Origin of the sequence: Sphingomonas yabuuchiae (assembly GCF_001477495.1) — a bacterium.
Taxonomy (GTDB): Bacteria; Pseudomonadota; Alphaproteobacteria; order Sphingomonadales; family Sphingomonadaceae; genus Sphingomonas; species Sphingomonas yabuuchiae_A.
In genome coordinates, this window is sequence record NZ_LDTF01000007.1 from 107,342 (window position 1) to 130,479 (window position 23,138).

21 protein-coding genes are annotated in these 23,138 nt (G+C 64.1%); 5 read left to right on the forward strand and 16 right to left on the reverse strand.

Annotated elements, in window-relative coordinates:
- Positions 1–240 precede the first annotated feature (240 nt).
- The 5 genes from NS355_RS18505 to NS355_RS18880 all read right to left on the reverse strand — a co-directional run bounded on the left by NS355_RS18505 (position 241) and on the right by NS355_RS18880 (position 5,997).
- Positions 241–909, reverse strand: coding sequence for a hypothetical protein (locus NS355_RS18505; RefSeq protein ID WP_153007985.1), 669 nt, complete (start codon positions 907–909; stop codon positions 241–243).
- A 793-nt stretch (positions 910–1,702) separates the two neighbouring features.
- Entirely contained in the window at positions 1,703–4,072 is a 2,370-nt protein-coding gene (locus tag NS355_RS01800; protein ID WP_153007986.1) for a TonB-dependent receptor, read from the reverse strand.
- Between the two features lie 378 nt (positions 4,073–4,450).
- Positions 4,451–5,338 carry a hypothetical protein gene (locus NS355_RS01805; protein ID WP_153007987.1) on the reverse strand — a complete coding sequence of 296 codons (888 nt, stop codon included), beginning with the start codon at positions 5,336–5,338 and terminating at the stop codon, positions 4,451–4,453.
- Positions 5,335–5,709 carry a hypothetical protein gene (locus NS355_RS01810; protein WP_058744092.1) on the reverse strand — a complete coding sequence of 125 codons (375 nt, stop codon included), beginning with the start codon at positions 5,707–5,709 and terminating at the stop codon, positions 5,335–5,337. The genes NS355_RS01805 and NS355_RS01810 overlap by 4 nt, the downstream gene beginning before the upstream one ends.
- 144 nt (positions 5,710–5,853) lie before the next feature.
- Positions 5,854–5,997, reverse strand: a complete 144-nt coding sequence (locus NS355_RS18880; protein WP_167345381.1) for a hypothetical protein — start codon at positions 5,995–5,997, stop codon at positions 5,854–5,856.
- A 715-nt stretch (positions 5,998–6,712) separates the two neighbouring features.
- On the opposite strand from NS355_RS18880, the gene NS355_RS01815 reads away from it, so the two are divergent.
- The 3 genes from NS355_RS01815 to NS355_RS01825 all read left to right on the forward strand — a co-directional run bounded on the left by NS355_RS01815 (position 6,713) and on the right by NS355_RS01825 (position 10,635).
- Positions 6,713–8,965, forward strand: coding sequence for a S8 family serine peptidase (locus NS355_RS01815; protein WP_244489516.1), 2,253 nt, complete (start codon positions 6,713–6,715; stop codon positions 8,963–8,965).
- Positions 8,966–9,102: 137 nt separating this feature from the next.
- The gene (locus tag NS355_RS01820) at positions 9,103–9,771 is read left to right on the forward strand and encodes a hypothetical protein (protein WP_058744094.1); all 669 of its coding nucleotides are present in this window, start codon (positions 9,103–9,105) and stop codon (positions 9,769–9,771) included.
- 663 nt (positions 9,772–10,434) lie between these two features.
- A complete protein-coding gene (locus tag NS355_RS01825; RefSeq protein WP_058744095.1) occupies positions 10,435–10,635 on the forward strand; it encodes a hypothetical protein in 201 nt (66 codons plus the stop codon).
- 151 nt (positions 10,636–10,786) lie between these two features.
- Here NS355_RS01825 and NS355_RS01830 read toward each other — a convergent pair whose 3' ends face one another.
- The 11 genes from NS355_RS01830 to NS355_RS01880 all read right to left on the reverse strand — a co-directional run bounded on the left by NS355_RS01830 (position 10,787) and on the right by NS355_RS01880 (position 20,806).
- Positions 10,787–11,584 (reverse strand): hypothetical protein, encoded by a 798-nt coding sequence (locus tag NS355_RS01830; protein WP_058744096.1) that lies wholly within the window; start codon positions 11,582–11,584, stop codon positions 10,787–10,789.
- Positions 11,581–12,288, reverse strand: coding sequence for a hypothetical protein (locus NS355_RS01835; RefSeq protein ID WP_058744097.1), 708 nt, complete (start codon positions 12,286–12,288; stop codon positions 11,581–11,583). The genes NS355_RS01830 and NS355_RS01835 overlap by 4 nt, the downstream gene beginning before the upstream one ends.
- Positions 12,289–12,447: 159 nt before the next feature.
- The gene (locus tag NS355_RS01840) at positions 12,448–13,419 is read right to left on the reverse strand and encodes a DUF7146 domain-containing protein (protein WP_058744098.1); all 972 of its coding nucleotides are present in this window, start codon (positions 13,417–13,419) and stop codon (positions 12,448–12,450) included.
- Between the two features lie 130 nt (positions 13,420–13,549).
- On the reverse strand, positions 13,550–14,155 hold the full coding sequence (locus tag NS355_RS18080) for a tyrosine-type recombinase/integrase (protein ID WP_167345382.1): 606 nt from the start codon (positions 14,153–14,155) through the stop codon (positions 13,550–13,552).
- Positions 14,152–14,385, reverse strand: a complete 234-nt coding sequence (locus NS355_RS18885) for a helix-turn-helix domain-containing protein (RefSeq protein WP_058744100.1) — start codon at positions 14,383–14,385, stop codon at positions 14,152–14,154. The genes NS355_RS18080 and NS355_RS18885 overlap by 4 nt, the downstream gene beginning before the upstream one ends.
- A gap of 179 nt (positions 14,386–14,564) precedes the next feature.
- The gene (locus NS355_RS01855; RefSeq protein WP_058744101.1) at positions 14,565–15,515 is read right to left on the reverse strand and encodes a hypothetical protein; all 951 of its coding nucleotides are present in this window, start codon (positions 15,513–15,515) and stop codon (positions 14,565–14,567) included.
- Between the two features lie 180 nt (positions 15,516–15,695).
- The gene (locus NS355_RS01860; RefSeq protein ID WP_153007989.1) at positions 15,696–16,490 is read right to left on the reverse strand and encodes a hypothetical protein; all 795 of its coding nucleotides are present in this window, start codon (positions 16,488–16,490) and stop codon (positions 15,696–15,698) included.
- Between the two features lie 198 nt (positions 16,491–16,688).
- Entirely contained in the window at positions 16,689–18,086 is a 1,398-nt protein-coding gene (locus NS355_RS01865) for a tyrosine-type recombinase/integrase (protein ID WP_058744103.1), read from the reverse strand.
- A 450-nt stretch (positions 18,087–18,536) separates the two neighbouring features.
- On the reverse strand, positions 18,537–19,553 hold the full coding sequence (locus NS355_RS01870; RefSeq protein WP_058744104.1) for an LLM class flavin-dependent oxidoreductase: 1,017 nt from the start codon (positions 19,551–19,553) through the stop codon (positions 18,537–18,539).
- Positions 19,554–19,625: 72 nt separating this feature from the next.
- Entirely contained in the window at positions 19,626–20,324 is a 699-nt protein-coding gene (locus NS355_RS01875) for an anti-sigma factor family protein (RefSeq protein WP_058744105.1), read from the reverse strand.
- Positions 20,321–20,806, reverse strand: coding sequence for an RNA polymerase sigma factor (locus NS355_RS01880; protein WP_244489517.1), 486 nt, complete (start codon positions 20,804–20,806; stop codon positions 20,321–20,323). The genes NS355_RS01875 and NS355_RS01880 overlap by 4 nt, the downstream gene beginning before the upstream one ends.
- A gap of 87 nt (positions 20,807–20,893) precedes the next feature.
- On the opposite strand from NS355_RS01880, the gene NS355_RS01885 reads away from it, so the two are divergent.
- Both NS355_RS01885 and NS355_RS01890 read left to right on the forward strand, forming a co-directional pair.
- The gene (locus tag NS355_RS01885; RefSeq protein WP_084787433.1) at positions 20,894–22,174 is read left to right on the forward strand and encodes a S8 family serine peptidase; all 1,281 of its coding nucleotides are present in this window, start codon (positions 20,894–20,896) and stop codon (positions 22,172–22,174) included.
- A gap of 70 nt (positions 22,175–22,244) precedes the next feature.
- On the forward strand, positions 22,245–23,111 hold the full coding sequence (locus NS355_RS01890) for a hypothetical protein (RefSeq protein WP_058744107.1): 867 nt from the start codon (positions 22,245–22,247) through the stop codon (positions 23,109–23,111).
- The last annotated feature ends 27 nt before the right edge of the window (positions 23,112–23,138 follow it).

Here is a 23,138-nt window from a genome sequence, read left to right on the forward strand (position 1 = left end):
GTATAATAAATTATATTTGTGCGGTGTGGTGAATCAAGTTTTTACAAATACTTGTAAATCAAAGAAGGCTGCTGGGTTGTTAATCCAATATTGACGATCATGGCAGATATGAGAGCGATGGCATCGTCGTTATACAGAATGGTTCGCCGTCCTCGCGTGCAGGCGTGGTTGGGCGTTATCTTGTTGATCATCGGCCTCTTGGCGTTCTATGTGGGGCCAGCTTTAAACGTTCGCGCTCGTTTAGATGTATTGCGCGAAGACGAAACACCAAACCAGTGCATTCGCCCCGCCAATTATTACGTCGCGAATTCTGCTGCCGGTAGTCAGCAACCCGAGCAGAAGGGCCAAGCCGTACGCGGCGCCGAAGCAACAGCCGGCGAGAACGAAAAGCACGATGCCACTCTTTGCCTGGCCGCGGAGCAGGTCGCTGTCGCCTCTCGCGCGAACCGCATCTCGATCGAAGCGGCCGTCAGTTCGGTTGCTGGAACCTTCATCGCGTATATGGCGGCGATCATAAGCATCATCGCCCTGGTTTTTGCCAGATCCGCGACGGCGAGGGCTAAGGATATCCATGTCGCTTTCGAATTCTTGCCCAATTCGTTGGGTAGTAACGATGGGATATTGCGCATACACAATCGCAGCGGTCTGGGAATCTTGCTCGGGACCTCCGTAGTCAATCATAACATCGTCTTGAGAGATGCTGCGGTTGATGGATTTGTTGAAATCCTTGCCGGTGGTGCTTACGATCGAACCGTTACGCTGGTCGATACCAGAGGCTCGCGTTGCCTGTTCGACTTCAAGACGTGGCAGGGTGATTCTGCCGAGTTCGGTTTGCACCTGAAAAGGAACGTAGCTGGTTGGCATGTAGGCGATATTGAGCAGCATCGCTGACATCAGATTCGCGATCATATTTCATCAATTCCCTTGTGAGTATTTCTAGTATCCAAATATATAAGTTATAATGGATATAGAAAGTTATAGGAAGGAAATGGAGATAATCATGATCTGTGGTCGTTTTGACTGAGAATGGCGTAGTAGAATTATTTCGAATTCTCAGTCGAGATTGATGCTTTAATAAATAGCAGTATTTTTCGGATTCTACTGACACGTGTGTGATGACTGTTAATGGGGTTTTGGTTAGGATGGCTCAGTAGGCGGCAATTGGGTTGTACAGTTATGAGTTAAATCTGTTTTTGGTGTGCCCGATACATCAGGAGTGAGCCTTTCCTTGCTCGGGCTGGGGCTGTTCGATTTGACTTTAAGTGCGTGGCGGCGATCATCAGTTCGCCCGGCGGCACGCCTTCCGCTATCGGCCCGTCATATCCAATTGAATGTTCCTATCCCAAGCCGGCTCCAGCGGATGAATCGGCTGTAGATCGTTTTAGACGGACCATAAGCCGAGGGGCATTGCGGCAGCGCTCTCGATAGCCGCGCGTACCGGGGGAGATGTCGTGGCTCGACAGCTTGTCCATGGCGACGACGTCGCCACGGTCAAACCCAGGCGCGAGGCACAAGTCAGATAGGCAAGGAACATATCGGTGTTCAGTGCCGATCAGCCTGACAATGTGGGCGGTCACGTCCGTGGCCAAGCGTGTTACGCAGAACCTGTAAATACGGCCCCAGCCAGTATGACGGCTAGCTTCTTATGGCGATGCGTCCACGGTGTTGGAAGCCCCGCTCGCACGCTTCTGCCGAAGTAGTGTTAAAAGATTTTTCGAAGGCTGAACTTCAAGGAGCGACCAAGGGGTTCGAGGAAGCTGGGTTGGACGTTGAACGGTGTCGATCCGTTGTCGTCCCGCACGGCGGGCCTGCTGTTGAACAGATTGTCGACGTTGAAGCCGATCCGTGCGCCCTTGAGCCAGCCCGGCGCGCTGGCGCCTCCGAACTGATCGGCGAGGTTCGCGAACAGCTCGAGATCCATGCGGCCATAATCGGAGAACCGCAAATTCCCCGCCGCGCCGTCCGCCGTGGCGGCTAGGCCGCGTACATAGGTCCCGCTCTGCCAGGTCGCAGTGATCCGCGCGCCCAGACCGCCCTTAAAGGCGCCGGCCTGCGCTTGCACCTCGTGACGCGGCCGGCCGCCACGGTTGTCGATTGCGGAGCCATTGAGCAGGTCGAGTACCGGCGCACCCTCCCGGACGATGATTTCGTCCCTGAAGCGCCATGTGTGATAGATGCTGAAGATCAAACGGCTCGTCAGATTCTCTACCCGCCGGGCCGCTGCGCTTCCGGCTTCCGGCCTGATAACCCTCGCGCCCGGCGGCAGTGCACCCTGCAGGCCCACTTCGCCACCCCCTATCACCCGGACGTTCGCGTTCTGCAGCCCCGGGGGCACCGCACCGAGCGGTCTGGTGAAGTTCAGGCCCCAGCGCATCTGGTCCTGCGACGAACGTTCGAAGTTGAGCGGCCTGGTGTCGATCCGGAGCAACCTGCCGTCCGAGTCCCGGACGAACCGGTCTGGAAGCGCGGCTTCGATGTCCGGCGTGGCGATCGGAAAAACGGCGATCGGATCGTCAGTGCGTGTTCGGATATAGTTGATGCTGACGGTGAAGTCGGTCGCGCGAAGCGGCTGGAGATTGAGCGCCAGCCTGGTGACATGCCGATTGTCGGGGCGCAGCGCGGGATTTCCGCCGAATACGCGCGTCACATCGACCGCCTCGCGCCGCGTGAAATCCAGCGTGCGAACATTCGGCGTCACGACGAGCGGTGCGCCGAGTTGCTCGACCGTCGGCGCGCCGTCCTCGTCCGTCATCGATGCGATGAAACTGATGCCCCTGAGCGGCGACCAGTTAAGCCCATAGCCGAACGTTCGTAACACCCCGACGTCTGACAGGTCCTCGACTTCAAGATTGGCGTTGACGGAAAGGCTGCCGAGTCCATTCGCGCGTTGCGGCCGCGCACGGGTGATGGGAAGGTCGAGGCTCGCCTGCACGGCGGTCCGATCGCGCGAGAGCTTGGTCCGCCCGTCATTGCCTGACAGCGATGATCTGGCGTTAAAATCGCGAAACTCGACGCCACCCCGCACACTGAGCGAAGCCGGGCCGGCTGGCAGCTTCAATGGGGAGCCGCTTAATAACAGATCGGCGTTTGTGAAGGAATTGACCGAACGCGCCACGTCCCGCGTTCCCGCGATGCGGCCCGGATCGGTGAAGGTGTCCGCCGTCGCGCGATCGTAATTGCCGGTGAGGGTCCAGGACCATTGTCCGGCCGATCCGCTTGATACGGTGCCTAGATGGAGGACGCTCGCATCCGTGTCGCGGGTGAGGGGGCGGTCCCCGGCTAGACCGAAAAGGCTGCGGGTGCTGCTTGCCTGCACGCGGCCGTTGAGGGTGGACGACACGCCTTTCACGACGTTACCGCTGACGGTGCCCGTCAGGGCGAACTGCTCGGTGCGGGGCAGCAGGGTTCGGAAACGCCCGTCGTCCACGATGTTGGGATCGCGCACGATGTCGCGCTGGCTTTCCAGCAACGCCGACGCGCGATTATATTCGCCGTTCAGATTGAACCGCGTGTCGTTCCTGATCCGCAGGTAGTTCGCGTCGGCGCTCGAGGTGTCGCGCCCTCCGTCCGTCGACGTGGCGTGATCGATCTGGCCGACACCTGCGGCGTATCGCTCGAAGGTGACGACATTGACCACCTTCTGATCGGCCGGGAAACCGTACCTCAGCGACAGTTCCTCGGGAAAGATCTCCATCCTCTCGATCGCCTCGGTTGGGAACTTGGCGATCTCCAGGAAGCTGGAGATTCGCTTCCCGTTGAGCAGCACGACTGGGTCGCCATCCTCTCGCCCCCTGTCACTGCTGACTTGCGGCCGGATCGCGTCGAGGAGATCGCCGATGTTGTTGACCCCAAGCGCCCGGATGTCGAGCGGGCTAAACGATCGCTCCGGTGGAAAGCTGCCCAGCACCGATCCGCGTGCCCGCTGCCCGGAAACCACGACGTCGCCGTCGGGGCCGGTCACCGCCTTTTGTTCGACACCTGGCCGTGTTAGCCGGGGCGGCGGCGTGGGGGCGGGCGGTAGAGGTTCTTTCCTTAACTGCTCAATGACCTTGCGCTGGATTTCGGGTGACATCGCCCCGCCATCGGCACCGCGGAAGTCGATCGCGGGCTCGGGGCGATCCCCTAGGGTTGCGCTTCCAGCTGGGACCGGCCTGGATGACGAAGGAGTTGGCGGAGAGGATACCTCCTGTGCCGCGGCGGGAATCGATGCCACGCTCGTAAGGAGCCCCATTGCGAGGAGGCGGTGTCGCCGGGACGCGCTGTACAGCAGGGCGCATCGTAGTGTGCGTTGTACAGGTGGCGGGGCACGTCGGCCAGCCTGGTCCATCATATCGTTAACGACGTTTGAGGGCGATAGCGACGCGCAGTCGGCAACGCTATCGCCATCCAGGCCTGCCAAATGGCGGCGTGTCTTGCCGGTCCGTTTCCAATTATGAGACATAGTGATCTGTCAGCCGCCGCTCGGGCTACCAGTCGTCGCGGCGTACCGGGAGTCCGATTGAATCCAGCTGCGCAACTCGGCATCTAGTGTCTCGAGCGACGCGGATTCGTCACGGCTGCTGCTGCGGGTCAAAATCCAGGCGTCGAGGCGCTCGCCCCTGCGGAACACACCTGCCAGTTCGGCGATGACCGCAGGCGACCCCGTTCGCGCGACGAGATAGTCATAGAAGGCGCGCGTCATTGCGTAGAAGCGAGGCGTGTCTGCAGAGGCGGCAAGCCTGATGCGGTATGCTGGGCCATCAGAAGCGGCGGCGGATGCCGGAAGCTCGGTCAGTTCGGGATGGACCATGGTGAGGAAGCGATCCATGGGTATGAGCGTCCCACTCTTTGCGAGACGCGCGGCCTCGCGACGGCGCATCGCGGTTACGTCGGCACCTTCGAAGGCGATGGCCGCCATCTCGTCGAGCCAATCGGGCGCATCGCCTCCATATTGACCATCCCTCGAACTCGGAACGAGGTGGCGAATGAAGAGATCATGCCCGATCTCGTGGCGCAAGGCGTGGCTCGGCGGGACAGGCCGGCCGCCTGGCGCGGCGTTCCCGAAGGCCCAGCTATAGATCGGTAATCCGTTGCTTGCGATGCTGACCCACTGCGCCTTCCCGTGTGATCGCGCCGTTATGCCGAAGCGCGCATGTGGCAGGAGCAGCACGTCACGAGCGGCTGCCTGCGCCGCACGACCTTCTCTGAGGGCGGTCTCGACATCGGTCGCGGCCACCTCAATATGACCGAACGATGCTTTCCGGATGACCATTGCGCCAGGCCGTGCAGTATAAGCCGGCGCGATTGACAGAGCCAGCGCGACCAATGCGATGGCCACCCGACCCAGGATCATGGTCACGATTTCCGCGTCGCCGTGAATGGTAGTTTCTTGCCGAAGATCGCCACGTCGCCAGTCATAGCCTTGTTCGCCTTGTCGACCTCAAGGCTAAAGGCGACCGGCGGTTTTGCTTCGATGGCGAACCGCACCGTGTTTCCCGATACGGCCAAGGACTGCATCGGGACCCATTTGCCGCTTCTCGCCGACATGTACCGGCCCGACCAGCTGCCACCCTCATGCTTGAACTCAAAGGTCCACTCCGTGGAGGCGAAAGATCCCGCCCAAGTACCCTCCACCAAGCTGCCGGCATGATCTTGCGCCGCGACGGCCGACGCGGACCCCGCCAGGACGACCATGGCGGCCACAGGCGCGAGACACGACTTCGTGAACATGGGATGCTCCTCAGATGATCGCGCGCCGAACCATAATGCGTCGTCGATCGGAAAGGTGGAATGCGCCGGGCTGGAAGCAACCGGGACGATGGCGTTGCGCGCATCCGTCCCGGTGCCCGCCGATCCGCTGTCTAGCGGATCGGCTTAATAGTACCCACCACCCAGGTCGGTGACTTCGTACACGTCGTAGATCTCGCCACCGCTCTCGAAGGAACCGATATATTCGACATAGGAGTGCTTGGTCTCGACTGCCGCGGGTGCGGCATGCGCGGCCGCGAATGGCAGCACCGAAGAGAATACGAGGCTTGCAGCAAGTACAACACGCTTCATAATTTTTCTCCCGAGTCGGGCGTCGTAGGGAAGGCGTCTGCCCCCGCCCGACAACATGAAATCACCATGTCACATGAATGACGTCAATGATAAAAACATGAGGCGTCAAATTTATTTGTAGACGGCATCTTATAGGCAGAAAAGCATCCATTTTGGTTGTTTTATGTGAATCTGATTTTGTCTTGGCGATTAGTGTGTAAATTATCTGCTTGGCGCCCGCTGGCGTCCAAGCATTGCGAAAAGCATAGCGGAAGACCTAGCCGACTAGAGGCTGGTCGAGGAGTGAGCCCATCGATCATCGGTCACATGGCGTTTCTTGATCGTCAGTGGCGTGCGGTTGCCGGGAACCGGGACATTGTCGTTCGAAAAGTGATCCGTGCCGTATCCTGTGGATTGATCGTGTTAACACTCTCCGGTTAGAGCGTGTTCGTTCGCCAGCAGGCGGACCGAGGCGTCAGAACCTCGCAACGACAGCCGATGCCCGGCCCGAATTCCATTCGGCCGGGGAGCGGGCGTGCATGTCCAAGGCCTCTTCGGGGGCCTAAAGACGCTCGCGCCTGTCTCGTTGCAGGTTCTGAATCCCCGGCTCACGGGCCGGCACCGCCTCGTATCAACAGGGCGGTGCCGCCGGCTGGAGGAGTCGAACGGCAGCGCCGCGAACGGGGGTTCGGGCGTGGACGTGTTCGACAAAGGCCGCAGCAGGCGGCTGAGGATCATCAGGAATTCGATGGCGGTTTCCACAGCCATCCTGCTCGCGGCGTGCGGCGGGGGTGGCGGCGTGAATTCGCCCGGCACCAGCGGGCCGCCGTCCGGTACGCCCACGCCGACGCCCGCACCGCAGCCGTCGCCGACACCTGCCCCGACGTCATCCGCTGATACGGTGGAGTACAAGGCGTCCGGAGCAGTCGTTTCAGCGAAGGCCGCATACGCGTATGATCGCGGCATCACCGGCAAGGGCGTCACGATCGCTATCCTCGACACCGGCATCGACACGTCCGGGCGTGAGTTTTCCGGTCGCATCTCTCCGGACAGTACAGCCTTCGATCAGGCGATCGCCCGTTGCGGCACCTGCGCGCCGGAGACGATCCGCTTCGACGTCAAGGACGTGAAGGGGCATGGCAGCCGCGTCACGGGCATCGCGGCCGCCGCACGTGACGGCGTCGGGGTGCAGGGCGTCGCACCCGAAGCGACGATCCTAGCGCTGAAGCTCTCCGGACCCGACATGACGAACGTCACGCCGACGTCCGGGGCGGTGCCCGAAGGCGATGGTGCGAACCCCAGCCTGATCGCACCGGCCATCCGCTACGCGCTGGACAAGGGTGCGTTTGTCATCAGCATGAGCCTGAACGGCGAAGCGACGGGACGGACGGCGACGGAGCAGCGTGCCGCCATGGATGCCGTACGCCAGGCCGACCGGCTGCTGGTGGAATCCGTATCGAACTTCACCGACGAGGACAGCTTCACCGGGAAGATCGCCGAGAACCTCGTCGGCACCGACCGTGCGAACAGGGACTGGTTCCTTTTCGCCATCGGAGTGGACCAGAACGGCAGTCCGCGCGTCGCCAACGGCAACGCCGGACCGCTTGCCGACCGCATGATCGCGGCCGGCGGCAACAACGTCCAGACCGTCGACCAGAACGGCAACGTCGTGATCGAGACCGGCAACAGCTTCGCCGCTCCCGCGGTGGCGGGTGCAGCCGCCCTCCTCAAGCAGTACTGGCCGCAACTGGGCGGCAAGGCGATCGCGCGCATCCTGCTCGACACCGCCACCGACGCAGGCGCGCCGGGCGTCGATCAGGTATTCGGCGTCGGCATTCTGAACGTCGAGAAGGCGATGCAGGCGCAGGCACCTGCCACGTCGTTCGTCGCTGCACAGGCCGTGCTGGCGCGCTACTCCTCGCTGACGATGTCCGCCCCGTTCGGCGGCGCTGCAGCGATCGCCGCCAAGGCGTCCACGATGACGGTGTTCGACCGCTACGGTCGCGACTTCGTCATGAAGGGCGCGTCCGGCATCCGTACCCGCGGCTCGGGTCTGCTCGCTGGCGCCATGCTTTCCCCGATCGACGCGCCGTGGCAGCGGAACGGAGCCACCGATGCCCGCCTCGGCTTCTCGTCGTCGGTGCCCAGCTACTGGCAGTCCGTCCGTCCGAACCGCCCGGCCATGGTGTCGTTCTCGCCAGCACCCGGCCAGACGGTGATGCTCGGCGCCAACGTGATGGTCGGGCGTAGCGACGGCATCGCCGGCTCGCCTCTGTGTGGCGTCGTCGACGCACCCATTGGCATGTCGTCGGTCTGGACCGGCAGCGGCTGGTCCGCAGGCTTCTCGTCCGGGTCGTCCCGCGATGCCCGCACGGAGCTTCGTGGCTTTACCGTCTCCACCCCGCTCGGCTTTGGGTTTGAAGTCTCGGACATGGTCGAGCGCGGCCAGGCGCTCGGCATGCGCGGCGGTGCCGATCTGGGTTTGAGCGGTGCTCGGACGACGATGGTGTCGCTGACCGCCCGCAGCATGATCGTCGGCGTGCTCGTCTCGGCGCGCGCCACCGCTTCGACCACCCACGTCGCCGGCGGCTCGGAGCTGATGCGCTTCTCGGGGCCGGTATGGGGCAGCGCATTTGCCATCGAGGGAGCGCGCGGGCTGTTCGGCGGCACTGCGACGCTGGGCCTGTCGTCACCGCTGCGGGTGGAGCGTGCGAGGACGACCCTGCTCGTGCCCGTCGCCTACGACCTGATGACCGGCGCGCTTTCCACCGCGACGACAATGGTCGATCTCGCCCCGGACTCCCGCGAGCTGGATGTCGAGCTCGGCTGGTCTGCCGCGCTGTCGTCCACCTCATCTATGCGCCTCGGCGTCGCCCGTGCCTTCAACGCCGGCCATGTGGCCGGAGCGAGCGACACGGCGGGGTTCGTAACGCTAGTGCTGCGGTGAGCGGTTCCTTCCGCGCCCGTTCGCCACCCGAGCCGGCCGACACCAACCGCTAGATCGAATGTCCACCACCGGACCTGCGACGCCGGGATGCTTCTCGGCGAACGACGCCGCACGTCCATCGAACACGAGGGAATAACATGATGACCAAAATCACCGCCATGAGCGCATTGGCACTGCTCGCCGCCTGCGGATCGGCGTCTGTCGCCGAACGCGACGCCGCCGCGCAGACGCGGGAAGCGGCCAAGCCGTTGACGATAGCGGGTTTGCGGATCGGCATGACTGCGACGGAGGCGCGCACGACGCTCGCCCGCGACGGATGGAAGGTTGATACGGAAGCAGGCGAGGACTGGGCCGCAACAGTGGACCACGAGGTGAAGCGGCAACGCGACGTCTTTCCCATCGAGGAACCGAAGAACGGCGTTGCCGTGCTGAATGCCAGGAAGGGCGACGAGACGCTGGTCGTCAGGTTCCGGCCGATGCCGAGCGGGGACTTGGTCAGTGGCGTGACGTACGCTGCCCCCGCCGCCGGTCGGACGCCCGAGCAGATCGCTGCCGAAATGACGAAGCGCTACGGCAAGCCGGGCGTGTCGACGGTCGCCCGCTCCATCTACGAGGCGAGCTGGTGCACTGGTGGTGACCCGTGCCGTTCGATCTGGGGAAATCAGCACACCGGTCTGGAAGCCAAGATCGATGTCTACGGCAAGCTGAAGATTTCGCTGTCGCAGGGCGTGGCCGCGGATCGGGCATGGGAGGCTGCGGTCAAGCGCGCCGCCGGTGGTACCGTTCCTGCCAAGTCCTCCTTCTAAATCCTAGCGGAAGGCAGCGGCTTCGCGCATGCGTCGGCGAAAGTTTCGATTAGAATTGATCGATTCGCCGCCGCATGCCGGATCTCGCTTTGGTGCCGCGTTGATAGAATTCACCAATCGGATTCAGGGAAGTGCGCTCCTGCTGGGTCGATCAGCGGCGTCGCGATTGGGGGATCAGCGGATAAATGCCTTGGCCAGTCGTCGGCAGTTCGACTGCATGACAAGTTCGCTGAGAATTTCGCATTTTTGCATTGCATAATGCGGCAGGTCAATGGCTATCGTCAAAACTATTGCATCATGAGAATATATGATTGTCTATGGACGTCGCCGCCGTCTTAACGAAACGGCAATGTTCGCCTGCAAATCCTGTCTCTTGGTATAAAACGGCGGCTCCGGGTGATCATGGTAACTCTTGTATTTCGTAGATCTGAAAATTCTAATGCCATCGGCGATGATACCGTTCATGGCGCATACCTTCTGCAGTCTGGTAAAGACCAGACGCAGTTCAGAATTGGAATAGCAGGGCAGCGCGACAGGGGAACGCTCGCATCGCGCCTGCGCCTACACCTCCGAGCAAAGGCCAATCCGGCGAATTGGACGACCGGGCTGCGTCCTTGGAGTCCCCTGTGGACACTTGAGGTATTGGGCGGGACCGGCCTCTGCATGTCGATGATCGAACACCTGCTGTATGCCACGCTTGCAGCGCGCTACGCATTCGTTTCCGACTCCGGTTTTACCGCGCCCGCCGCTGACGCCGAGGCCATCAGAGATATTGTTGAGGGCCAGACCGATCGGATCGCCGAATTGGTGCAAGTCCAACTTGGACGAAGGCCGGAGATCATAATCCAACGAGGTCCCTTTTAGTATGGCCCGAAGTCGCGTTTACAGCCGCAGAGTGACGGCTGGCTTAGCTACTGACTTCTCTATATTGAATTGAGCTTGGTCGGCACCGAAGGCGCCGTGCCCTTCGAGCGGGCACGGCGCGGCTAGAAGCAGCGGCGGTCGTCTTCTATGATTAGGTCAGACTGATGGCGGGTGGATCTTCGGTCGCGTGGGCCGCCGATACCGCGAGTACCATCAGCAGGTGCTGCGTGAGTTCGGGATGCCGGCTGCGTCCCGCCATCTCGGCCCAAGCGGGCCATCGATCGAGGCGCACGCAGAGCCACTCGTAGACGGCGTCCCGTTGATCCTCGGTTTCGAAGCGGAGGGACCAGCTCGTCTCCAGCACCGGCACCTGACCCTCTCCGCGCTTGACCAGGATGACGTGCGGCCAGGCACCGATCTTCGCCCGCCGGAAGCCGACGCCCCAGTCGAGCGCGGCCTGTTCGACCCGGGACAGCCGCGCCTCCCGCTCCTCCGGCCCGAAACCGAGCTCGAGGAGCTGGGCGACGGTCGCCCGGCCGGGCCGTTCTTCGCGCACGTCCTGGGGGCGGGTGGCCATGAGCATGTGAAGGACCGCCCACCCTTCGGCGGTGAGACCGTCCTGCCTTGCGACCAAGCCCTCGCGGATCAGCCACGTGATGTACCATCCTTGGAACACCTTGTTTCCGGAGAACATGTCGGCGGTCATCTCCCCGCTGTCCGGCTTCCGGCGCGCCCACTGCGAGAGGACGCCGTGAAGGAACTCGAGCGCGGGGATGATGCCGATCGGCCCGTTGCCCATTCCCAGGCGGCCGTGCCAGAGGGCCTCGCGGATCGTGCTCCAACGCTCACCAGTCGCGTCGTCGACGAATTCGGCACCGCCGTCCACGGGCTCGATCCTCAGCCAGCAGCCCCAGGGCAGCTCGGGATCGATGTGGGGCCGGCGGTTCATCGGCCGATCTCCCGCGGATCGTAGTAGGTGGCCTGCGGTCCCGGATCCGCCTCCCTCGCGTCTCTGCCTTCCTCCACCGCCTTGAGCTGGGTGGCGAGGCGCACGCATTCCTCGTAGACGAACTTTTCCGTTTTGTAGGTCCGCTCGTTGACACCCTCCAGCGTCCCGTGCCGCCCGTTTCGATAGCCGAACACGGGCATGACGTCGCCGGGCTGGTCGCACTCGAATCCCAGCCACCAGGCGTCGTCCTCACGCTGGGCCGCAGCGTTCGCGTAGAGCGGATCGCGGTCGGCATGCGGCGGCTCGGCGGCGACGTGGCAGATCGAGCGGGTCTCATGTTCCCAGCGCTGGCACTCATTTGCGTAGCTGATGCCACCGTGCACGCCGATCCCGAGCCCGGCAAAGGCGTAGGGCTGCATGCCGTACAGCGGGTGCGTCGGGGGGACGGCGACGTAGCCGCCGAGATGGCCGCCCTGCGCCGACCGCCGGATGATGCACGCGTAGCCGCTCATCTGGTCGGTCCAGGCGATCTTGTCGGCCTCCTTGCTCCACGGGCCATCGTTGCTCGGGTGGACGTCGCGGACGTGGTAGATCGCGTCCACCTGCACCGGCAGGTCGCCGCCGTTCATCCTGTGGGCGACGGGGAGGGCGGGCGGCTGGTGCTTGGCGAGGGCGCGAGAGCCGGTGTTCTTCTTCCTGGTCATATGCGTGGTCCTTGTCGATGTCGTCGGCCATGCCGATCGGGTCTGGGTCGAAGGTACGGCTGATTATGGCGGGTCACGGGCACGGGCCCGGCGTTCGCCGGGGCCGAAGGCGCCGACGTCGTCGTTTTCGATCATGTCGCTGGTCTTCCGGCTGCGTGCTCAGGCGTGGAGCAGCAGCCACTCCTCGTTGAAGTCCTTGCCTGCGCGGGGGAACAGCACCCTCACGGCGATCCCCAGCGCCTCGTACGCTTCCCTGGCGCGCTGGACGGCCGTTCGTCCGGCATCGTCCGCGTCGCCGCACAGCGTGACGCTTCGGACGTGACGGGGCAGCGCCACATGCGCGAGGTTGCCGTCGCCGAGCGCCGCCCACACGGTCGCACCGACGAACATCCGGGTCAGCGCAAGCCCGTCCTCGACGCCTTGGGTGAGCATGATCTCCGGTCTGGCGGGACCCAGGCGCAGCGCTCCGCCGCGGATTTGACCGAGGCTGAGGCGGGCCGATCCACGGCGCGCCTTGCGTCCTTCCTTGTCGAGGAAGGTACGCTGGATTCCGACGACGCTGCCGTCGACGTCCTGCACGGCCGCGATCATCGCAGGCTCCCTCGGCCCCTCCGAGCCGTCATCGTGCCAGAAGCGCGGCACCCAGGAGTGGCGGATGCATCCGGGCACCTGACCGTCCAGGCCGCGGTTGGCGAGATATGCCTCCACCACGGTGCCCTCGATGGCGACACCGCGACGAAATTCCACCTTCGCCCGATGGACGTTGACCTGTCGGATGGCAGTCGCCTGCGCCACGGGGTAGCGCTGCTCGGGCGGGCAGAAGCTGGACGACCCCATCAGCCACTCGCATGATTCGAGGAAACTGCGGCCGCCCACCTCCTGGACGAAGGCGATGACGTCGCCTCCGCGACCGCAGCCGTGGCAGTAGAACGTGCCCTTGGCTTCGTTGGCGAAGAAGGAGGGTGTGTGTTCCTCGTGCAGGGGACAGAGCCCCTTCATCTCGGTGCCGGACCGCACCAGCTTGGTGATGAGGCTCGCGACCTTGGTGATCGACACGTCCCGCTTCAGCCGGGCGACGTCGATCTGCCCGGTCTCGGTCTTGTAGCAGGAGGGTATGCTGCTCTTTGGCATGGTCTATACTCCCTTCGCGTCACTCGTGGACGCATGCGGTTGAGCTTGGCCGGCTTTCCTTCGGCCCTACGGCTCACCGCCTTTCCTTCCTCTCGATCCGGCGGCGTGAGCCGCCGGTATCTGTCGTCCGCTATCTCCTGCCGGGCGGACGGCGCCGCTCGTCGGCGAAGATCAGGCTGCTCCATCGTTCGGCAGCGGCGACGGCACGGTCGACGTCGGATCCGCGGGCATACACGCTGCCGGGTTGATCGCGCTCCTTGCCCAGCAGCAGGCGCACATCGTCGCTGGCCACCCCGCCATCGATCAACGTCGCCGCACCGGTCTCGCGCAGTCCATGGAAGTTCCAGCGGGTCCGGAGAGTGTCGGGTTCGATGCGGCCAAGCGATTCCTGCAGTCGGTCGAGCCTGACGTCTCGCGCCTTCACTGGTTCTCCGCGTCCCGCCGTCACGGCCTGTCCGGTGCCGCCCGCTACCCCGGCGACGCGTATGACCGTCTGGATGGCAGCGTTGGACAGGGCCATCGTTCGGGTCCGCCGGGTGCCCCGAGACGGAACTTCGACGCACCCGCGACTCCAGTCGATGGAGGAGAGGTCGATCGCCGTGACCTCCCAAGGCAGACCGAGCGTCAGGATCGACAGCTCCAGCACCACGCCGTGCGACGTGCCGAGGACGCGCGCCGCCCGGAGCAGGCGCCGGATTTCCTCTATGCCGGGAGCGAGCGGTGCCGTGCCGCTCACGGGCGCCAGTACTCGCTGGTGGAGGTGCGGGTGTTGGCGCGGATGTAGCGCTCGATCTCGCGGGTCGAATAGCGGATGCTGCGACCGATGCGGACCCACGGGATGTTGGCGGGGCCTCCATAGATGCGGGCGTTCATCAGCGTGCGGTACCCCACGCCCAGCCTCTTCGCGGCCTCGTGGGTGTCGATCAGCCTGTCGCCATCGTCGACCTTGTGGACCTTTCCGTCCATGTCTCGTCTCCTGATCCAGCCGGGATTGGCTGGTGGTTCAGGAGTACAGATCGGTGATTCGACATACCTGTGCCTTCACCGCGCACGAAAACGGGGTTTGTCGGTCGCGAGTCAAGGTTTGTCATTTGACTGGATGAGCGCATGCTCGATCATGTGCGCCAAACACGCTCGATGACCATCTAGCGTTCGCGGACGAGTTCCAGCCCTATGCGAGGTCGACCGCCCCGCCCGAGGGAGGCGTACTGGATGCCCTCCGCTGCACCCTCCTTCGTGAGTGCATTACAGACGCGGGCAACCACCAGGTCCACACCCGGGCCGAACTCGTCGAGCCGTTCGATGAAGCGTTGCGCCTGCGCTTTCCGCCAAAAGATGTTCTCGGGTTTCCGCAGTTCGGGGACCAGGACCTTCCTGATCCTGTCCTCCAGATCGGGTGCCCAACTCCTCCGCACCTTTTCCGCCTCAGCCCACCATGGATGGTCGTCTGGGATGGCAGGTACCATGTGCCGCTCGGCGTATGTCTCGACGGCCTCCGTCAACCCGCGGGTTTCCACGAAGATCAGGTGGGTTGCAGCCGCCATGGGATCGAACGGAGCGTCGATGTTCAGCCCGCACGATGCCAGCCGGCGTAGACGAAGTTCCGGCCCCGTCGTCCATATGGTGCGAGGCAGCTCACGCCCATCGCCACCCAGCAGCGGCCTGCCGATCAGCGTGATCGCGACGTCGTCTCCTTCGTCCCGGGATGCCATGTCGGCGATTGCCCACGCTACGTGCGTGAGCGCGGTGCGCGCCCACGAGCGCATCTCCCGCGGTAGCACGATCGCCTCGTAAGCCGTTTCCCAGTCATCTTCCGTCAATGCTGTGGCATCGGGAGAGTGGCCGCCGCGCGCCGCTTTTTTAGCACGTGATCTCGATGGGATCTGGCTCGCAGCCCATTGCAGCGCCTTGCGCACGTCGGCACCGTGACGATCATGGATGATCTCGATGCGATCGCCGGCTTCATCGAACGCGAACCTCGGGGCAGGCACCTCCAGAGCTGGCGGTGCAGGGAGCAGCATCTCCTTCGTCTCGTGACCATGCCAGGCTTCGAGAAGTCGCATGCCGACGAGGGTAACCAACTCCGGCAAGAACATGCCCGGGCCGATTTCAGCTTCGGATCGAAGTAGATGGTGGCGCGACCAATCAAGGGCGTGCGGGTCGAATACGGTGTCCAGTGTCTTCCCCCCGGAGGCTCGTCTTGCCACTGCCTATGCGGCGGGGCTCGGTATCCGCGATCATGATCAGCCGATTGGCTTTTGCAAGGCCGTTCGGGTTCAGGCGGCGTGACGGATACCCGTCTGGATGACATCCCATTGGATAGGATCAACGGCTCGCCAGACGGCGTCCAATATCTCCGTCGGCAGGTCACGGCCTGCAATCCGACGGCATCCGTCGAAGACCTGATCGGGCCATGGCGCGATCATATGAGATTCCATTCCGTCGGGTTGCACGGGGCCCAGAACGTAGTCTTCGGTCACGGCAGTCACCGTCTGGCCGCGGAACGTCTTCGGAATGCGCAGGACGCCGTCAGAGCCGAGCATGTCGGCGAAGGGGTCGAAACGACCAGGAGGGGACGGTTCGGTATGGCAGCCCAGGATGCAGGGCGCACCCGAGGCGATTTCGACACGGTCCCGCGTGAGGCGGACGATGCAGATGTGGCTGGTTCTGCAACCGGCGGGTAGTTCCACGTATCGGCAGTCGACGAGGTCGGCCGGCGTCCCCAGGTAGCTTTCCGGCTCCATAGGCATCCCACGAGGAGGTTTGTGTCCTTCGTATGTCGTGCCGTCCGGCATTATGAAGGTGCATTCGTGCCTGTCCCAGACGACGCAGAAGTTCTTGCGGGTTCCGCGGGTCTCGCGGATCATCCCCTCAAGGACGATCGCTCGACCTGCATCGGTGAGGTCGCCTGCATGGTTGAGGAGGCGGCGGTCGGTGAACCCATACAGCGCCCACTTCGAGAGAGGGTGCTCCTCGTTTGAGAGGAAGATCGCGTGGCGTGCGTTCACGCCAGCGCGGAACTCGATGGCGTGCGGGTATTCCCGCCAGTAGACGTCCTTGTTGCTTTTCATGTCAACCTCCGGCTTCGCCTGCAAACGGGAGGTCCAATTGATACCTGTGCTTCAATCCTCCGTTCTTCGTTAGTCGTACGCGGCTAGAGAAACATAGGCCGACGCGAACAGGGCTCAGCACATGGGACCGGGTGGTGGCATGCTGTTCGTCTCACCACCCGGTCTAAGCACATTTGGTCTTGTCCTGCGTACCGACACCTACTTACTGTTGTCCTTGGCGTCTTTGGCTGCCCGGCGCGCAGCTGCCCGTTTCTGATCCTCGCGCATCGGCCACCCCTTGCGTAGAGCCTTCACCCGCCGCGCCCGATCCGCCGCCGCCTCGATGTACATGCGGTCCCGGCCGCCTGGCCATGCGGAATCTGCGGACATCAGTTCGTCGATCCAGTTGTTCCATCGCTGGAGGACCTCGCCGGCTTCGATCTCGAGAGCTGCGCGCTGATAGGTCCGGGTGACCAATTTGCCGTTGCTGTGTAGGAGGATGGCGTCGATGAGCGACGCGGTCGTCAGAAACGGCTTCTCCTGCAGCTTGGAGGCACCTGTCGTACGCAGGTCGTGGATGGTGTAGTGTGCGAAGGAGTGCGCCGTGCCGTCCCGCTCGTTCGCGGCTTCCAGGCGCTGGTGGATGTGTGCATCCAGCAGGTTCTTGACCTGACTGCCCATCTCGGGGGCGGTCTTGCCGCCATCGAGCGTGAAGACGGGCCCGACGCGGAGCTTGGGGTCGGGTTGCTGGCGCAGGATGATGGCCATGACCTGCGTCGGGAGCTCGATGAGGTGGGATACACGGCCTTTCGTCCTCGACGCCCTGAGCGACCACTCTCGCTTGGGGATGTTCAGCTCGCTCCATTCCATCCGGCTGATCTCCTCCTTGCGCTTGAGAGTTCTGACCAGGACCTCGTATATGTCTCCGCGACAGTCACCCAGATCGGCGGCGGCCTCCAGCAGGCGCTGCAGTTCGTCGTCACGCAGGCGCCGATCCCGTTCACCTGCCTTGTTGATGGTGACTTTGGTTGCCACGTTATTGGAAATAACGTCGCGCCGTACCGCGTCGTTCAGGATAGTGTTGAGGTACACCAGCCCCATTCGCCTTGCGGAAAGTCCGCGTTCCGCCAGCTTTTCCGCGAAGTCCTCCACGTCGGTGACCGTGAGCCGGTCCATTCTCGTCTCGCCCAGCAGACCGACGACGTCCCGCATCACGATGGCCCGCTGTCCCTTGTTCAGCGGATTGCCCTGCTTGTCGCGACGTTCCAGGTATTTGACCGCATAGTGGCCGAGGTTGAGTTCTTCCGCGGCGGCGGCTGCTTTCAGCTTCGCCTTTCGCTCGGCGATGGGGTCGACCCCGCGACGACGCGCGAAAGCCATATCGGCCGCCATACTGCGGGCTTGGTCGAGAGTGAGTTCGCCCAAGCGTCCCAACATCAGACTCTGGGTTTTACCTCCCGGCATCGCGTACTGGTAGACGAACGAGATCGTCCCTGCGCAGGTACGGTATGCGCCGAAGCCCTTGATCTCGAGATCCCAGAGGATCACCTTGGTTTTCGAGGGCGGGGAGGGCGGAAGCGCCCTGAGTGAGTTGAGCGTGATCTTCGTTCCGTGCATCGTGAGTCCCTTGTTTAAGTGGGATCAAGATGCCTCAGGGTAATGCCCCGTTCGAGTTCAACGCGAGACAAGTTGGGACGATGAGGTCGTTGTTTATTCGAATGCTGAAAAATTTGGGAAGGCTCTTGACTATGCATCGGAGTGACAGAACTCTCACTTGGTTGCTTTAAATTGAATTCAACTGAGCAATTCCAGAGCAATTAGTCGAACTTGATAAGACGGTATGTGGGTAGACTTGGGCAGCCATGGCTCTTGAGCTAAGTTACTGGCATAATAGTCAATCAGACCGCCTGAGACATTCTCAGATAAACTAGCCTCCTCTGCCGATTAGTACGCTGACTACTACGAATCTGAGGGTCGGACGTTCGAATCGTTCCGGGCGCGCCATTTCTTCCACATCATCGGCACCCTGGGCTTCGGCCCCGACCGCAGCCGGGGCCTGTCCCGTCGTCAGCGCCAGCCCAGCGCAGGCGCGATGTGGCGCAGGATGTTCTCGATCACATGTGCGTTATAATCGACGCCCAGTTGGTTGGGCACGGTCAGCAGCAGCGTGTCGGCTTCCGCGATCGCTTCGTCGGCGCGCAGCTGTTCGATCAGCCGGTCGGGCTCGGCGGCATAGGAACGGCCGAAGACCGCGCGCATATTGTCGATGATGCCGACCTGATCCTGGCTGTCGTCGCGACCGAAATAGGCGCGGTCCTGATCGGTGGTCAGCGCAAAGATCGAACGCGAGACGGAGATGCGTGGGGCGCGGTCATGCCCCGCCGCCGCCCAGGCATCGCGATAGGCGCGGATCTGCTGGGCCTGCTGGACATGGAAAGGCTCGCCGCTCTCATCGGCCTTCAGCGTCGAGCTTTGCAGATTCATGCCCTGTTTGGCGGCCCAGATCGCCGTGGCGTTGGAGGCGGATCCCCACCAGATCCGGTCGTGCAGGCCGGCCGAATGCGGCTCCAGCCGAAGCAGGCCCGGCGGGTTGGGGAACATGGGGCGGGGATTGGGCTTGGCGAAGCCTTGTCCTTTTAGAAGGTGCAGGAACACTTCGGCATGGCGGCGGCCCATATCGGCGTCCGTCTCGCCCTGCGCGGGGCCATAGCCGAAATGCCGCCAGCCATCGATGACCTGTTCCGGCGAACCGCGGCTGATGCCGAGCTGCAGTCGCCCGCCGCTGATCAGGTCGGCGGAGCCCGCATCCTCGACCATGTAGAACGGGTTTTCGTAGCGCATGTCGATCACGCCCGTCCCGATCTCGATCGTCTTCGTCCGTGCGCCTACAGCGGCCAGCAGCGGGAAGGGCGAGGCGAGCTGCTGCGCGAAGTGGTGGACCCGGTAATAGGCCCCGTCCGCGCCCAGCTCTTCGGCGGCGACGGCGAGGTCGATCGACTGGAGCAGCACATCCTGCGCCGAGCGCGTGGCGGACTGGGGCGAGGGCGACCAATGGCCGAACGAGAGAAAGCCGATCTTTTTCATAGGCCCAAGATAGGACGAATGTACGATCGGTCCACCGACGTGGTGGAAACGATCGCTTTCCGAAATCACCGATCAGCGCGCGCGCCAGTGGCTCGCAATCGCCTTCTTCTCGCCCGCCGCATCCAGCGGCATGTCGGCCATCATATTCTGTGCCGCCGCCATCAGCTCGGCGTCCGACGATCCCGCCTGGACATAGCCTGTCCTTGCGCCGGGCGTGCTGCCCGGCATGGTCCGGCGCAAGGCCCAGCCCTTCGGATCGCGACAGGCGATGCCGTCCGCCTCGGCCGACTGGAACACGCGGCAAAAGCCATTGTCCTGCGCGCGGAAGCTGACCGCGATGCGCACCGGCCCTCCGGTGCCGCTCGCCTGATCGTCGAGTGCCTCGGCGAGCGAACCGGCGGCGTAAAGGCCATGGTCGGTCGCCGCGACTGGCCCCTCCTGCTGAACGCCGCGACCGACCAGAACGCCGACGACGAGGCATGCCGCCATCGCCGCCGCCGAACGCCAGGCGGCCGAGACGCGGGAGGGGCGGGGCTGGCGCCGGGGCATCCGCACGACATTGCTGGTCAACATCGCCGCCAGCCTGTCGGGCACCGGATCATCCATGATCGGGGCATAGGCCGCGCCCAGTTTCGCCCTCAGGCGGCGATGGCGCGCGACCTCTTCGGCCAGAGCGGGATCGGCGGCGACGGCGCGTTCCACCCGCTTGGCCGTCAGTGGATCGAGCGCGTCGTCGGCATAGGCCATCAGCAATTCGGGTTCGATCGTCATGCCGCTTCTCCCAGCCGCGCCATCAGCGCCTGCCTGCCCCGTACCAGCCGCGAGGTCAGGGTGCCCATCGGAATGTCCAGTATCTCGGCCGCTTCCTTATAGGCCATTCCTTCGACCAGGACGAGCGCCACCGCCTCGCGCTGTTCGTCGGGCAGGGTGCGCATCGCGGCATCCACTTCGTTCAGCGCGACCCGCGCCTCGGCATTGCCTTCCCCGCCGACGCCCAAGCCCGCCTCTTCTGCGACGAAGGTCTCTGCCGCGCGCGACCGGGCGCGGGCGGTGTCGATCCAGGCATTGCGCATGATCCGGTACATCCAGCTATCCAATCGTGTCCCCGCCTGCCACGAGCCGCGCGCCATCAGCGCCTTTTCGATCGTGACCTGGCACAGATCGTCCGCATCCGCCCCGTCATGGGTGAGCGATCGCGCGAACCGCCGCAGTCGCGGGAGCAGCGCCAACAACTCGGTCTCGAAAGCGGCCAATCCTGTTTTCCTTGTTGCAGGGATGAAACGGATGCGGTTCATCGTTTAATCCATGTCAGCATGAATTTTGACAATGAGTGAACGGCGATGAAGCGGACGACCCGCTATCTGGCAGTATCGATGGCGGCGGCGGGCCTGGCGCTGGGCGTGACGGCGGGGCGGGCGCAGCTGGTGCCGTCGCTGCCGGGGATGCCGATGCTTCCCGATGGCCTGCCCTCGGTCGGGCGGGGAATTGCGTCGCTGGGCGATCCGGTGATCGACCGGGTGGATGCCGCCTCGCGCGCGACCGTGCGGCAACTGGAGCAGGTCCGCCGCGCGACCTTCGCGCAACTGGTCCGCGATCATCCCGACGCCATCGCGCTGGACCCCATGGCATTTCCGGCGCGCGCGGGCGAGGTGGTGGTCGATGCCCCCAGCGATGCGCTGCTGGCGGCGGTCGGACGATTGGGCTTCACGGTGATCGAGCGCGACGATGTGCTGGGCGTCGGCTTCGTCCGGCTGCGCGTGCCGCCGGGCCAGTCGCTGAAGGCGGCGCTGGGCGTGCTCCAGAAGCTGGGTGGCGAAGTCAGCGCCGATCAACTTCACCTGCCGAGCGGAGCCGGGGCACCGGCCACCCTGGCGGCGGCGGAAGGCGGCACGGGGCGCGGCACCATGGTCGGCGTCATCGATGGCGGTGCCGAAGGAGCCGTACTGACCCAGGGTTTCGCCACGGGCGCTCCCCGCGCCAACGACCACGGCACGGCGGTCGCCTCGCTGATTGCGGGGAGCAACGGCATTCGGGGATCGCTGCCGGGCGCGCGGATCGCCTCGGCCGATGTCTATGGCAGCGATCCGGCGGGCGGCAACGCGACCGCCATCGCCAAGGCGCTGGGCTGGCTGGTCGAACGGCGCGTGTCGGTGGCGACGATCAGCCTGGTCGGCCCCGCCAATCCGCTGCTCGCACGCGTCGTCGCGGCGGCGCAGAAGCGGGGCCTGATCATCGTGGCGGCGGTCGGCAATAACGGCCCGGCCGCGCCGCCCGCCTATCCGGCCTCCTATCCGGGCGTCATTGCCGTGACCGGCGTCGACGGGCGGGGACGCCCGCTGATCGAGGCGGGACGGGCGGACCATCTCGATTATGCCGCACCGGGCGCGGACATGCTGGCCGCCGGAGTCGGTGGTCGCCGCTTCAAGGTGCGGGGCACATCCTTTGCCGCGCCGCTGGTCGCGGGCCGTGTGGCCGCCGCCTATCCATCGCTGGACCCTGGCCGAATCCGCGCCGCCCTGGCCGATGTCGATGCCGAAGCCCAGAAAAATGGCCGGATGAGCGAAAGAAAATTCCTAGGTCGTGGAATGGTTTGTGCCGATTGCCGAACGCCTGTGCAGTAAAAGACGCATCTTTTCGGGATTAAATCGGAAGCGCCTCTCGTTGTCTCCGCAGAAGTTAAGGAGAACGATGATGAAGACCCTTCTTTCCGGTACCGCGATGCTTGCTGCGGCACTTGTCGCGATGCCCGCTTCGGCACAGCTGCTTGGTGGCGGCGGTGGCCTGGTCGGTGGTGGAGCCTTGGGCGGTCAGCTGGGTGGTGTCACCGGCGGCCTGACCGGCGGGGCGAACGGGACGCTGAGCGGGGTTGGCCAGACCGGCCGCGCCGCAACCGACACGGCGGCCCGGACGCGCGGTTCGGTGCGTGGCGATCGCAATGTCGATCTGCGCCGAGGCCGGGTGACGGCTTCGGGTGAAGCTGGCGGCGGTTCGACGCTGGACAGCGCAACGCGGGTCGGCAACCGCTCGGGCAGCGCAAACGGCGCGGCCTCGGGCACGGTCGGCGGCGGCGTGGATGCCCAGCTGGTCGGGACCGATGCGGTGCGCGATGTCGCGGGGCGCGGTGTGAATACGGTCGGCAACGTCGCCGGACGGGTTCGCGAAACCGCCGGGGCGGTCGGCGACCGGGCGCGGGGCGCCGCCAGCAACCTGACCGAGCGTGCGGCCAATGCGAGCGGCAATGTCGCGGGTTCCGCATCGGGCAGCGCAGCGGCGACGGGCGGCAACGGCTCGCTGGCGGGCAATCTGGCGCTGGCCGGTAGCGGCGCGGCGCAGGGCGGGGCCTTCCCGGTCAATACCGGCATGGTCGTCCGCGATGCGCAGGGCCGCGCGATCGGTGCGGTTCAGTCGGTCCGCACCAATGCCCGCGGCGCGGTGGAGCGGGTGCTGGTGAAGGTGGGTGACAAGGTCGCCAACCTGCCTGCCGCGAACTTCTCCGGCTCGGGCAATGTCCTGGTCTCGGCCATGGGCCAGGGCGATGTGAGCGGCGCCGCGAAGTAACCGGACGGAGCGATGCGCCCGACCTGT